The following is a 13338-nucleotide window of genomic DNA, read 5'->3' on the forward strand; positions in this document are numbered from 1 at the left end:
GGCGAACGGCGTGGACGACCCGCCTCTGACGGGCGCGCCCCTCTACGACGGGCTTCCGTTCACCGACGGTGCGGCCGGGGCCGTTCTCGACTCCCGGGGCCGGATCCTCGGCTGGACGGCGGCCGCCGCCGACCTGATGTCCCTGTCCGCGGACAAGGTCTGCGGTCGTCCCGTACGGGAGCTGCTCGCGGACCCGGCGACCTGGCCCGCGCTGCTGGCGCGGCGGACCGCCGGCTCCTGGTCCGCCGAAGCGGTGGTCCGCACCGGCAACGACGAGGAGCTCCGGGTCGGCTTCCAGGTCGGCGTCCTCACCGGCACGGACGCGGCCTCCGGGCCGCTCTGCGACGCGGGTACGGAGCAGGGGACGCCCCCTCCCACGACGGCGCGGGCCTCCGGGGCGGCGCGGTACATGCTGCTCGCGGCGCCCGCGCGGGCCGTCGACCAGTGGCGCCAGGACCAGGCCTTCACCCGCGAGCTGTTCCTTCAGGACCGGGTCGGGCTCGCGGTGTTCGACGAGAACCTCCGCCTGGTCAGGACCAATACCCATCTCCTCCCGTACACCGGCCTTCCGGCCGAGATGCGCGACCGGCGGCTCGCCGACTTCCTCCAGGCCGAGGACGCCACGGCGATCGAGCGGCGGCTGCGCGAGGTGCTGCGGACGGGGCTCCCCCTGGTGCGGGCGGAGGAGATCGCGCGCACGATCGAGGACCCGGGCTCGGGTGCGGTCATGACCATCACGGCCTTCCGGCTGCAGGATCCGTCGGGGCGGGTGCTGGGCGTGACCGCTCTGTTCACCGACGTGACCGAGGTCCGGCGGGCGGCGGAGCGCCTTGAGGTGCTCCAGCACGCGACCGCGGCCGTCGGCGGCTCACTGTCGGTGGCGGAGACGGGCGAGGAACTGGCGACGGTGCTCGTGCCCGGCCTCGCGCACCGGGCCGTCGTCGAGATCGCCGACGCCGTGTTCGTGGGCGAGGAGCCGGTGACCGGACCGGGTGGTCCGCCGACCCTGCGGCGCGCCGGGGTCGCCGGGCCCGCCCTGCCCGGTGTGCCCGACACCGGGCCCGGAGTGGTGCCCGCCGCGGCCCACGGCACGGGCCCCGGTCCCGCTTCCGGCCCCGGTCTCGGCGCGACTCCCGGCACCGGCCGCGACCCGGCGCTCTCCATGACGGCTCCCCTGCGGGCGCGGGGCGTCGACCTGGGTCGCGTCACCGTCCACCGGGGGCCCGGGGAACCGGCGTACGAACCGGCCGATCTGGACCTGCTCCGCGAGATCGCCATCCACGCCGGCCTCGCCCTGGACAACGCGCGCCGCTACACGCGCGAGCACCGGGCCGCTGTCGGGCTGCAGCGCAGTCTGCTGCCGCCGTCGCAGTCGGAGACGGTCGCCGTGAGCACGGCGGGTGTGTACCTGCCCGCCGACACGGGGACGGGCGTGGGCGGCGACTGGTTCGACGTCATCCCGCTCTCCTCGGCCCGGGTCGCGCTCGTCGTCGGCGACGTCGTCGGCCACGGCCTGACGGCCACCGCCACCATGGGACGCCTGCGCACCGCCGTACGGACCCTCGCCGACCTCGATCTGGAGCCGGACGAGCTGCTCGTGCACCTCGACGACCTCGTCTCGCAGTTCCGGATCGAGACCGGCGGCGCCGACCGGAACGGGGACTCCGACCCGTACACGGACTCCGACCGGTACGGGGACTCGGCCCGCTACGGGGACTCCGCGCGGTACGGATTCACGGACGTGTACGGCGAGAGGGAGTCCGCCGGTCGCGAGCAGGGTCCCGTCGGGGCCACGTGTCTGTACGCCGTCTACGATCCGGTCGCGCGCCGCTGCGCCCTCGCCTCCGCCGGCCATCCGGCGCCCGCCGTCAGGGCTGTGGACGGCACGGTCACCTTCGTGCCCATGGAGGCGGGGCCGCCCCTGGGGACCGGCGGCGTGCCCTTCGACACCACAGAGATCACGCTGGAGCCCGGCAGCGTCCTCGCCCTCTACACCGACGGCCTGGTCACCGGCCCGGACGGGCGCCACGAATCGGGCGCGGCCCGGCTGGCGCACCACCTCGGGCGTCCCCTCGGCCCCGACGCGCCGCTGCGCGCCCTCGGGCACGCGATCGTCTCGGACCGCATCGAGCCGTCCCGTGCCGACGACGTCACGCTGCTCCTGGCCCGCACGCACGCGGTGCCCGCCGAGTCCACGGTCATCTGGCCGGTGGAACCCGACCCGGCCGCGGTGGCCCGGGTCCGGGGCCTGGCCGCCCGCCAGCTGGCCCTCTGGGGCCTGGACGACCTGGCCTTCACCACCGAACTCGTCATCAGCGAGCTGGTCACCAACGCGATCCGCTACACCGGCGGCCCCGTCGAGGTGCGGATGATCCGCGCGGGCCGCCTGACCTGCGAGGTCTCCGACCCCAGCGCCACGCATCCGCGGATGCGCCGGGCTCGTCTGACGGACGAGGGCGGCCGCGGGCTCTATCTCGTGGCGCAGCTCAGCTCCCGCTGGGGCAGCCGCTACACCGACGAGGGCAAGACCATCTGGAGCGAGCAGGACATTCCCGACCCCCTGTGACGGCGGCGGTCGCCGCTCGCCCACCGAACACTCCATTTTGCTAGACGATACGGTTCGTCTCGTCTACTGTGGGGCGCATGATCACCGCACCGCGCGCCCACATCGCCATGTTCTCCATCGCCGCCCACGGACACGTGAATCCCAGCCTGGAGGTCATCCGCGAACTCGTCGCCCGCGGGCACCGGGTCAGCTACGCCATCCCCGCCTCCTTCGCCGAGAAGGTCGCGGCCACCGGCGCCACGCCCGTCGTCTACCGCTCCACGCTCCCGACGGACGACGACCCTGACGCCTGGGGCACCGAACTCATCGACCACATCGAGCCGTTCCTCGACGACGGCATCCAGGCGCTGCCGCAGTTGGCGCGGGCCTTCGACGACGACCGGCCCGATCTCGTGCTGCACGACATCACCGCGTATCCGGCGCCCGTCCTCGCGCACACGTGGGGCGTGCCTGCGCTCTCCCTCTGGCCCAACCTCGTGCCGTGGGAGGGGTACGAGGAGGAGATCGCCGAGCCGGCGTTCGCGGAGCTCAAGGCCTCGTCGCGCGGCAAGGCGTACTACGACCGGTTCGAGGGGTGGCTCGCCGAGCACGGGGTCGACACGCACCCCGACCGGCTGATCGCCCGCCCGCGCCGGGCGCTCGTCCTCATCCCCAGGGCGCTCCAGCCGCACGCCGACCGGGTCGACGAGTCGGTGTACACGTTCGTCGGCGCCTGTCAGGGCGATCGCACGGAGCAGGGCACCTGGGAGCGACCCGCGGGCGCCGAGAAGGTGCTCCTGGTGTCGCTCGGCTCCGCCTTCACCAAGCAGCCCGACTTCTACCGGGCGTGCGCCGAGGCGTTCGGGGACCTTCCCGGCTGGCACGTCGTGCTCCAGACGGGAAAGTTCGTCGCCCGCGAGGAGCTGGGCGAGGTGGCCCCGAACATCGAGGTGCGCTCCTGGGTGCCGCAGCTGTCGGTGCTGCGCCAGGCCGACGCCTTCGTCACCCACGCCGGCGCGGGAGGCAGCCAGGAGGGCCTCGCCACCGGGACTCCGATGGTCGCCGTCCCGCAGGCCACCGACCAGTTCAGCAACGCCGAGATGCTCCGGTCGCTGGGGGTGGCCCGGTACCTGCCGAGGGAGGAGGTGACGCCCGAGCGCCTGCGGGAGGCGGTGCTGGCCGTGGCCGGGGACCCCGAGGTCGCCCGCCGCGCACGCAGCATCCAGGAGGAGATGGCCCGGGAGGGCGGCACGCGGCGGGCGGCCGACCTCGTCGAGGCCGAGCTGCGCTGAACCCCGCGCCGCCCGGCCGTCCGTCCCGGTGGGGTACGACGCCTCCGGGACGGGCGGCCGTCGCCGCGTTACGGGACGAGGCGCAGGAGGCGGTTCGGCGAGCCGCTGCCGGGGCTGGTCACCTTGTTGGGCGTGGAGCCGTTGACGAGCGCCGTGGCGACCTGGGCAGGGGTGGCGGAGGGGTGGCCCGCCAGGTAGACGGCGGCGGCTCCGGCGACGTGCGGGGTGGCCATCGAGGTGCCGGAGATGGTGTTGGTGGCGGTGTCGTTGGTGTGCCAGCCCGCGGTGATGGACACGCCGGGGGCGAAGATGTCGAGCACCGAGCCGTAGTTGGACCAGCTGGCCTTGGCGTCGGAGCTGTTGGTGGCGCCGACGGTGATGGCCTCGGCGACCCGGGCGGGCGACGAGGAGGAGGCGTTGACGCCGGAGTTGCCCGCGGCGACGGCGTAGGTGACGCCGTCCGCGATGGACCGCTTCACCGCGTTGTCGAGGGTGGTGGAGGCACCGCCGCCGAGGGAGAGGTTGGCGACGGCCGGGGTGCCCGCCGTGTGGTGGGAGGTGACCCAGTCGATGCCGGCGATGACGCCCGCGGTGGTGCCGGAACCGTTGTTGTCCAGGACGCGCACGGCGACGATCTTCGCGGACTTGGCCACGCCGTAGGTGGATCCGGCGATGGTCGTGGCGACGTGGGTGCCGTGGCCGTTGCCGTCCTGGGCGACGGAGTCGCCCTCGACCGCGTCGTAGCCGTTGACCGCCCGGCCCGCGAGCTGGGCGTGCGAGACGCGGACCCCGGTGTCGATCACGTACGCGGTGACTCCGCTCCCCGCGCTGTCGGGGTAAGTGTACGTGCCGGAGAGCGGCAGGCTCGCCTGGTCGATCCGGTCGAGGCCCCAGGGGGCGTTGGTCTGCGTGGCGTCGGCCCGGACGATGCGGTTCTGCTCGACGGAGGCGACGGCCGGGTCGGCGGCCAGTCGGCGGGCCTGGGTCGCGTCGAGGGTGGCGGTGTAACCGTTGAGCGCGGAGCCGAAGGTCTTCCCGACCGTGCCGCCGTAGCCGGCTATCAGCTTCCGCCCCTGGGCGGAGCCGGCCTTGAAGCCGGCGTCCTGCTTGAGCGTCACGATGTAGCTGCCGGGGACCGCGTCGGCGGCGCCGGCCGCGAGGACGGTGCCCTCGGCGGGGGCGGGGGCCGCCTGGGCGGGAAGGGCGGCGAACGTGCCGAGCAGGGCGGCGGCGGTCGCCGCGGAGGCCGTCACGACGAGACGGGCCGTGGAGTTCTTGGGGAGTGCCATTACGAGGGAGTCCTCCTCATCGGCGTCGCGCTCTCGGGGTGGGCCGCGCGACAGTGGGGGGTGCGTGTGGGGGTCACACACACGGCCGAAGCGGCGGGTTCCGCTCCTGGCGTGATCAACAGCCTGGCCTCCACCAACGGCGCGGTTCAAGGGAGTTGAGCGCTTGTCATGCATCTGCCACAACTCTGCAATCGAACCCCCGTCGAAGTCCCCTCGCCTGACTCGAAACGGTGGGGTCGATGGCGCGAAGCGGCCGGGGCGGGTTGCTGCGCAGCCTGCGCCGCTCGCGCTCGTCGGGATGGCGAGCGACCGCTCCTCCCTGGTGGCACTCGACGCGACCGGCGGCGGCCGCTCCTCCGAGGCGCGCGGCTGCGGCGGGTCCGTGGTCAGGACGGCCGACTCCGCGTGCGTTCCGGCCGTCAGCGCCTGCTCCAGGCGCGCGTCCAGCTCGGAGAGGTCGATGCGTCCCTCTGCCGCCGCCTCGCGCAGCCGCTCCACACGCCGCTGTCCCCCCAGCCGCGCCACCCCTACCGCCGCGGCTCCCCTGCCAGGGCGCGCGCCAGGGCCTCGGCGAAACCGTCGGGGTTGTCCAGCATCAGGTTGTGGCCCGCTCCCAGCACTTCGAGCACCGGTATGCCCGCCTTCGCCGCGTGCGCGGCGTCCCCGTCCGGCAGGCTCCGCTCCCCCACCAGGAACGTCCGCGGCATCGCCAACCGGACGAGCAGGTCGCCGGGGGCCGGGACGCCGCCCTCGACGAGGGCGACCGCGCTGCGGTGCACGGCGCGCGGGTCGGCGAGGCGCAACCGGGCCGCGTAGTCGGGCCGGTCCCCTTCGGCCACCATGCGGGCGAACCCCTCGGCGACGAAGGCGTCCTCGTCCTGTGCGGCCACCGGAGCGCTGAACGCTCCCCCGCCCGCGTACAGATTGGGCTCGGCGACCACGAGCCGGGCCACGAGGTCCGGCCGGGCGGCCGCCAGGTGGATCGCCACCGCGCCGCCCATGGAGTGCCCGACGAGGTCCACTCCCGTCAGGCCGAGGTGGTCGAGCAGGGCGGCCAGGACGGCGGCCTGCGACTCCATGCGGTAGTCGAAGTCCGCGGGCCGGTCGCTGAAGCCGTGTCCGAGGAGGTCGACGAGGAGGGCCCGGCCGCCGGCGAGCTCCGGACGCGTCGCGATGTGCGCGAAGTCCGAGGCCGCCGTGCAGCCGAGCCCGTGGACGAAGACCCGCACCGGGCCGTCGCCCGGCAGGTCGATCCACCGCACGTACGCCTGCCGCTCCTTCAGGTGGAACTCCCTCATGTCCCGCTCTCCCCCGTGTCGCGCCGATCCTTGTCGTGGATTCCCACCCTAGGAGGTGCCACTGACACTGCGAGGCGGACAGTGCGACGCGGACAGTGCGACGCGGACACTGCTCCGGGGACACTGCGAAGGGGAGCGGCCCGCCGGCCCCTCAGGACGGCGCGAGGCCCGTCAGGAGGTGGGCGACCGCCTGAGCGACCGCCGTGCGGGCCGGGGAGAGGTACTGCCGGGGGTCGACGGCCGTCGGATGCTCGGCGAGGTGGGCGCGGACGGCTTCGGTGAACGCCTTGTTGAGGTGGGTCGAGACGTTCACCTTCGTCATGCCGGCCGCGACGGCCGTCGCCAGGTCGGGGTCCGCGACCCCCGAGGAACCGTGCAGGACCAGCGGGGTGTCGATCGCCGCGCGAAGGCGGGCGATCAGCGCGAAGTCGAGGACCGCGTCCCGCGTCACCATCTGGTGCGAGCTGCCGACGGCGACGGCGAGCGCGTCGACCCCGGTGGCCTCGACGAAGGCGCGGGCCTCGTCCGGGTCGGTGCGGACGCCGGGCGTGTGGGCGCCCCCCTTGCCGCCGACCTCACCGAGTTCGGCCTCCACCCAGACGCCGTGCCGGTGGCAGAACTCCACCACCTCCCGGGTGGCGGCGACGTTCTCGGCGTACGGCAGCTTCGAGGCGTCGAACATCACCGACCCGAGACCGAGGGCGACGGCCTCGCGGACGAGGTCGGGATTCTCCGCGTGGTCGAGGTGGACCGCGACCGGCACCTTGGCCGCGCGGGCGACGGCGAGGGAGGCGAGGGCGACGGGTTCAAGGGCGCCGTGGTAGCGGACGGTGTTCTCGCTGATCTGGAGCACGACCGGGCGGTCGGCGCTCTCGGCACCGGCCGCGATGGCCTGCGCGTGCTCCAGCTGGAGCACGTTGAAGGCGCCCACGCCGGTGCCGACCGCGCGGGCCCTGCGGACGATCTCGTCGGTCGGTGTCAGCGTCATGTGACCTCTCCCGGCACGGTGTCGGCGGAGCCTCGGACCACGGCCCCACGGTCGGCAGCGGCGGGCACCGCGGGACGCTCAGCCATCGAGGTCCGCCAGCACCACCGAACGGGTCAGGTTCTTCGGCGTGTCGGGGTCGAGGCCCCGCGCCTCGGCGACCGCGACGGCCAGGCGCTGGGCCCGTACGAGATCCGCCATGGGGTCGAGGTCGCTCTCGACGAGGAGCCCGCCGACCTTGCGCACCTCGTCCGCGAGTCCGGCCGGCAGGGCGCCGAACCCCCAGGCCACGCGGCCGGGACCGGTGATGCTGATGGGGCCGTGGCGGTACTCCATCGCGGGGTAGGCCTCCGTCCACGCACCCGCCGCCTCGCGCATCTTGAGCCCGGCTTCGAGGGCGAGGCCGTAGGTCCAGCCGGTGCCGAGGAAGGTGAACTGTCCGGCCGTCAGGACGGCCTCGTCGAGGGGGGCGGCGAGGGCGCGTTCGGCGTCGAGCGCGGCCTCCTCGACGGTGGCGACCCCTTCGGGCAGGGCGTCCTCGGCCTCCAGCTGGGCCCGGAAGAGGGCCAGCGCCGTCGTCGCGAACCGCGTCTGGACGACCGACTCCTCGTCCGCGAAGTCGAGTACGGCGACGGCGTCGGCGAGGTCCATCACGGGCGTCGTGGGGTCGGCGGTGACCGCTCCGGTCGACACCGTGCCGCGCAGCCGGGCGAGGACGGCGAGCACCTCGCTCGTCGTACCGGAGCGGGTGAGGGCCACGACCCTGTCGTAGCGGCGGCCGTGGGGGAAGGCGGACGCGGCGAAGGCGTCGGTCTCCCCGTGGCCGCCGGACTCGCGCAGCTCCGCGTAGGCCTGGGCCATGAACCAGGAGGTGCCGCAGCCGATCACGGCGACCCGCTCGCCGCGCCGGGGCAGGGCGGCGGCGTGTCGGTCGAGGGTGCGGGTGGCGCGGAGCCAGGTGGCCGGCTGGGAGGCGATCTCCGCCGCGGTTCGGGAGGTGCTCATACGGCGCTCCTTGCAAGGAGGGTGCGTGCGGGTGATTGAAGATGCGTGTCCTGAGAAGGAGTCAAGCAGGAAGACGCACCGACTTTCCAGAGACCACGCACAGAGATCCCGACGGACATCCCGGCGGACATCCCGACCCGCATCCCGGCGGACAATGCACGCAGAGGCGACACCGAGACGATCATTGGTTCACTCGAGAACCAATCACCGGTCATCAGATGCCGTGTACAGAAGCCTTTCACGCCGCCACCGAAGCGTTCGCCCGCGAATGAGCGCACGGATCTATACCTTTGGCGGCCACTCCCCCCATCATGTCCACCGGCGTGCCGCACGGGCTCGCCGTGAGGCGAGAGGCGGGGCATGCTTCCCATCAGTCGCAGGGGATTCGTCGGCATCGGCGCGGGGCTCGTCGCCGGGGCGGCGCTGCCGCCGACGCGGGCGTCGGCCGCCGCGAGGGCCGCCACGGGCACCCTCACCGACGTCCGGCACGTGGTGATCCTGATGCAGGAGAACCGCAGCTTCGACCACTACTTCGGCACCCTGCGGGGAGTACGGGGCTTCGGCGACCGGGCGGCGGGGAACCTGCCCGGCGGCTGGAGCGTCTTCCAGCAGCCGAACTGGGGCGGGCGGCAGTACCCGTGGCTGCTCAGCGACACCCCGCCGGCGGGCGGGGTGGACGGCGAGACGCTCGCGCAGTGCACCGGCGACCTGCCGCACAGCTGGACCTCGCAGCACGCCGCCTGGAACGGGGGCCGCCTCGACAACTGGGTGACGGGGGTGGGCAACACGCGGACGCTCGGTTACCTCGACCGCCAGGACATCCCCTTCCACCACGCCCTCGCCGACCACTACACGATCTGCGACTCCTACTTCTGTTCGGCCCTCAGCGCGACCGGCCCCAACCGCACCTTCCTGTGGAGCGGGCGGATCGACGCCTCCAGCAAGGACGGCGGCGAGGAGTCCGGGCTGACCTGGGAGACGTACGCGGAGGCGCTGCAGCGGGCCGGGGTGAGCTGGAAGGTCTACCAGAACGCGCAGGACAACTACGGCGACAACGGCCTCGCCTACTTCAAGCGGTTCACGGACGCCCGGCCCGGCGACCCGCTGTACGACCGCGGGATGGGGTCCGTCCCGCGGGTGACCGGGTCGACGCCGGACGACATCGCCGCCGCGATCCGCGCCGACGTGCGCGCGGGCACGCTGCCACAGGTGTCGTGGGTGGTGGCGAGCGAGGCGTTCTCGGAGCACCCCTACGCCCCGCCGGGCGACGGCGCGCACTTCGTCGACCTGGTGTACCGGGCGCTCGCCGCGGACGCGGAGGTGTTCGACTCGACGGTGATGTTCCTCAACTACGACGAGAACGACGGCTTCTTCGACCACGTGCCGCCGCCGGTCGCGCCGCCGGGGACCCCGGGCGAGTACCTCGACGGCGTTCCGGTCGGGCTGGGATTCCGCGTCCCCATGGTCGTCATGTCGCCGTGGACGCGCGGGGGCTGGGTGAGCTCGGAGGTCTTCGACCACACCTCCGTGCTGCGCTTCCTGGAGACCTGGACGACCGCCCTCGGCACCCCGGCGACCTGCCCGAACATCAGTGCGTGGCGGCGGAGGGTGACGGGCGACCTCACCGGGGTCTTCGACTTCGCCCGTCCGGTGTACGGCGTACCGGCCGGCCTGCCGGGCACGGCGAAGGTGATCGGCCAGGCGACCTGCGCACCGCTGCCGAACCCGGCGCCGCAGAACAACGCGCTGCCCGCCCAGGAACCGGGCACGCGACCGGCTCGCGCCCTGCCGTACCAGGTCAACGGCAACCTCGACCGCTTCGAGTTCGGCTCGTCCGGGAAGATCCTCGCCTGGTTCTCGATGACGAACCAGGGCGCGGAGGCGAAGCGGGCCGCCCACTTCTCGATCCATCCCCACCAGCACCGGGACACGGCCGCCTGGCAGTACACGGTCGATCCGGGCGGCACGGCCACCGACTACTTCAACATCGGTCTGGGCTCGGGGTCCGGGAAGTACGACATCTCGATGATGGGACCCAACCGCTTCCTGCGCCGCTTCACGGGGGACGCCTCCAAGGCCGGGAAGGCCGTGGAGGTGACGGCCCGGTACGCCACCGACCCCGGCACCGGCAGGACGGCCTTGTGGTTCCGGATGACGAACGCCTCGGCGGGGCCCGTCACGTTCACGATCCGGTCGAACGCCTACCGGACGGACGGCCCGTGGACGTACACGGTGCCGGCGAACGCGGCGCGCGAGGACGTCTTCAACGTCGTCGCGTACCAGAACGGCTGGTACGACTTCACGGTCCTCGCCGACATCGACGGGAGCTGGTCGCGGCGGTACACGGGTCACATCGAGACGGGCGCGCCGAGCGTCACCGGCTGAGGCGCCGGGCTCAGTGGCCCGCGTGCGCGGCGCGCCGGATCGTGGCGTCCAGCAGGGCGACCGCGTCGGCGGCGGTACGGCCGGGGGCACGGTTCCAGGGGCCGATGAGGCCCTGCCAGCCCCGGCAGCGCAGTTCGGTGACGACCCAGGCGGCGGCCTCGTTCATGGTGTCGGCGCTGCCGTAGCCGAGGCGGTGGGCGGTGAGGAGGGCGCCGCAGACGCAGCGGGCGCCGCGGGCGTCGCGCAGTCGGTAGGGGGCGTTCTGCCAGCCCCACTCCTCAAGGACACGCCGGGCGTACGCGAGGTGCACGGAGGGGCGCAGGTCGGCCTGGCCGATGCGGCGCCAGGCGTGGAGCCGGTCCGGCAGGACGGCGCCGATCCGGCCGGGGAGCCGTCGCTCGGCGGGGCCGGGCGGCGGCAGGGCGGCGAGCGCGTCGGCCACCAGCCGGTCGACCGGGACGGTGAGCAGTGCGCGCCAGTCGCCGGGGCCCTCCTCGGCCGGGTCCGGGGGCGGCGGGGGCGTGCGGCTCGGGGCGGGTGCCGGGGGCGTGCGCGGCAGCGCGGGTGCCGGTGCCGTCCAGTGGGTGACGATCTGCTGCCAGGCGGCGCTCTCGTAGAGCGCCGCCGCCTCGCGGTCGAGGGCGTCCGGGGTGGGGGCGGGGGCGGAGGGGGGCATCCGGTGGCTCCTGGGGTTCGAATCCTCCTCATCATTGAGGAGGAATGTCCGATATGCCACTTATGACACTCGGGGCACTCCACGCCCACCCAGGCGTGCATTTCACGCGCTTCGCGCACAAAGGGAATTGCCAGCGCCAATGCGGACATTGTTCTCCGCGTGACGCGACTCACTTCCCGGCGCGTCTCCGGGCGTCGTCGCCGCGCGGGATCCGTACGCCGCAAGGGAATTCACCGGCCGCTCCCGTGGGTCGATCTTGAATTCCGCTTATTCGGGTGCCTTTTGTCGATCTCCGCCCGACCGCGCGTCTTGTTCTGCGTCCTCTTCCTCGCCTACGGTCACCCCCATTCGAGCGGATCGCCGAATCCTGCCACCGCCCGAAGACCTCCCTTTCACCCGACGGCAGGAGCGGGGGACCCACGAAAACGCCGGTCCGGTCATCCGGAGCGGCTCGGGGTGAAGCCGCGTGCGCGCGGCCGGACACCTCCCGTCCGAACCCGACAGCTCACCCCGCAGGCGCCGGAGAGGAACCCCGTCATGCCTGCACACGGTAAGCACCGCCGTCCCCGCCGCAGCCCCGTCTCCCGTGGTCTCGCGCTCGCCGGAACCGGCAGCGCCGCCCTCGCCCTCCCGCTGATCGTGCCCGCGACGGCCGGTGCGCAGCCGGTCTCCGGCACCCCGGAGACCGCCGCGCGAGCGTTCGCCGCCCACCCCGCAGCGGCCCCCGCCCTTTCCGCGCCGGCCGCACTTCCGGCTGCTCCCGCCGCCGCGCGCACCTACACCGTGGTGGCCGGCGACTCGCTTTCCCTGATCGCGCAGAAGAAGGGAATTCAGGGCGGCTGGAAGTCCCTTTACCGGATCAACAGGACCGTGGTGGGCGACGACCCGTCACTCATTCACCCCGGTCTCGAACTGACGATTCGTCGGGATTCCGCGAAGCCCGCCACGACCACGAAGCCCGCGACATCCACGAGCGCCGGGAAGGCAGCCAAGTCCGCTCCGGCGACGCCCGAGCGCGCCAGCCGTTCGGAGCAGCGCTCGGCCCCGGCCACCTCCTCCGGCGCCTCGGCCGCTGCCCCGGCCGCGGCCGTGCAGGCAGCGGCACCCGCCTACGCCGACAACCTGGACGGCTGGATCCGCGAGTCGCTGGACGTCATGGCCCGCAACGGCATCCCCGGCTCGTACGACGGCATCCTCCGCAACGTCATGCGCGAGTCCTCCGGCAACCCCCGGGCGATCAACCTCTGGGACTCCAACGCCGCCGCCGGCACGCCCTCCAAGGGCCTGCTCCAGGTGATCGAGCCGACGTTCCTCGCCTACCACGTGCCGGGCACGGCCATGGACCTGTACGACCCGGTCGCCAACATCACCGCGGCCTGCAACTACGCGGCCGACCGCTACGGCTCCATCGACAACGTCAACGGTCCCTACTGATCCGCGCCCGGGAAGTGCCCGGTGAACCAGGAGGTGGCGAGCCGCGCCACCTCCTCCAGGGCACCGGGCTCCTCGAAGAGGTGCGTGGCCCCGGGCACGACGGCCAGCCGGTTCTCGCAGCGCAGCAGCGCCCGCGCCCGCCGGTTGAGGTCGAGGACGAGCGCGTCGTCGCCGCCCACCACGAGGAGGGTCGGGGCGCGGACCCCGGCCAGCCGCTCACCCGCGAGGTCCGGCCTGCCGCCGCGCGAGACGATCGCGGCCGGCTCCGGCCCCGTCCGCTCCCCGGATCCGTCCGCGGCTTCGGGCGGCGCCCCCCCCGGGGGGGGCCGCCCCCCGGGGGCGCCCGCCCCCCCCCCCGGCCGGGCCGCCCCCCCCGCGGAGGGGGGATCCCACCTAATTAATACAAACAAAAAAAAAAAAAAATATTTA

At 73.6% G+C, this 13338-nt stretch carries 9 protein-coding genes, 2 pseudogenes and 1 riboswitch; of the genes and pseudogenes, 4 read left to right on the plus strand and 7 right to left on the minus strand.

Annotated features, from left to right (window positions below; genetic code table 11):
* The first annotated feature begins 10 nt into the window (after positions 1-10).
* Positions 11-2566: a SpoIIE family protein phosphatase gene (locus tag ACWDVG_RS26720; RefSeq protein ID WP_451702666.1), complete on the plus strand. Its 2556-nt coding sequence runs from the start codon at positions 11-13 to the stop codon at positions 2564-2566.
* Positions 2567-2643: 77 nt separating this feature from the next.
* Positions 2644-3837, plus strand: a complete 1194-nt coding sequence (mgt, locus tag ACWDVG_RS26725) for a macrolide-inactivating glycosyltransferase (protein WP_451702668.1) — start codon at positions 2644-2646, stop codon at positions 3835-3837.
* Positions 3838-3905: 68 nt separating this feature from the next.
* On the opposite strand, the gene ACWDVG_RS26730 is transcribed toward mgt, so the two are convergent.
* From ACWDVG_RS26730 to ACWDVG_RS26750, 5 genes and pseudogenes are all read right to left on the minus strand, one after another.
* Positions 3906-5126: a S8 family peptidase gene (locus ACWDVG_RS26730; protein WP_451702681.1), complete on the minus strand. Its 1221-nt coding sequence runs from the start codon at positions 5124-5126 to the stop codon at positions 3906-3908.
* Positions 5127-5516: 390 nt separating this feature from the next.
* Positions 5517-5651 (minus strand): annotated as a pseudogene (locus tag ACWDVG_RS26735) (DUF1707 domain-containing protein); the annotation flags it as partial.
* Between the two features lie 2 nt (positions 5652-5653).
* Complete coding sequence (locus ACWDVG_RS26740) at positions 5654-6424, minus strand: alpha/beta fold hydrolase (protein ID WP_451702669.1); 771 nt, start codon at positions 6422-6424, stop codon at positions 5654-5656.
* 151 nt (positions 6425-6575) lie between these two features.
* Positions 6576-7412 (minus strand): class II fructose-bisphosphate aldolase, encoded by an 837-nt coding sequence (locus tag ACWDVG_RS26745; protein WP_451702670.1) that lies wholly within the window; start codon positions 7410-7412, stop codon positions 6576-6578.
* 78 nt (positions 7413-7490) lie between these two features.
* Positions 7491-8414, minus strand: coding sequence for an SIS domain-containing protein (locus ACWDVG_RS26750; protein WP_451702671.1), 924 nt, complete (start codon positions 8412-8414; stop codon positions 7491-7493).
* Between the two features lie 360 nt (positions 8415-8774).
* Between ACWDVG_RS26750 and ACWDVG_RS26755 the strand changes: the two genes are divergently transcribed.
* Positions 8775-10799: a phosphocholine-specific phospholipase C gene (locus tag ACWDVG_RS26755; protein WP_451702672.1), complete on the plus strand. Its 2025-nt coding sequence runs from the start codon at positions 8775-8777 to the stop codon at positions 10797-10799.
* A gap of 10 nt (positions 10800-10809) precedes the next feature.
* Here the strand turns inward: ACWDVG_RS26755 and ACWDVG_RS26760 are convergent, their stop codons facing one another.
* Positions 10810-11475, minus strand: coding sequence for a DUF6197 family protein (locus ACWDVG_RS26760; protein WP_451702673.1), 666 nt, complete (start codon positions 11473-11475; stop codon positions 10810-10812).
* Between the two features lie 348 nt (positions 11476-11823).
* Positions 11824-12007: riboswitch (cyclic di-AMP (ydaO/yuaA leader) on the plus strand.
* 5 nt (positions 12008-12012) lie between these two features.
* On the opposite strand from ACWDVG_RS26760, the gene ACWDVG_RS26765 reads away from it, so the two are divergent.
* Positions 12013-12909, plus strand: coding sequence for a transglycosylase SLT domain-containing protein (locus ACWDVG_RS26765; protein ID WP_451702675.1), 897 nt, complete (start codon positions 12013-12015; stop codon positions 12907-12909).
* Here ACWDVG_RS26765 and ACWDVG_RS26770 read toward each other — a convergent pair.
* Positions 12903-13338, minus strand: a pseudogene (locus ACWDVG_RS26770) (hypothetical protein); the annotation flags it as partial. The gene ACWDVG_RS26765 and the pseudogene ACWDVG_RS26770 sit on opposite strands and share 7 nt — an antisense overlap.

The sequence above is a fragment of the Streptomyces sp. NPDC003327 genome (genome assembly GCF_053589515.1).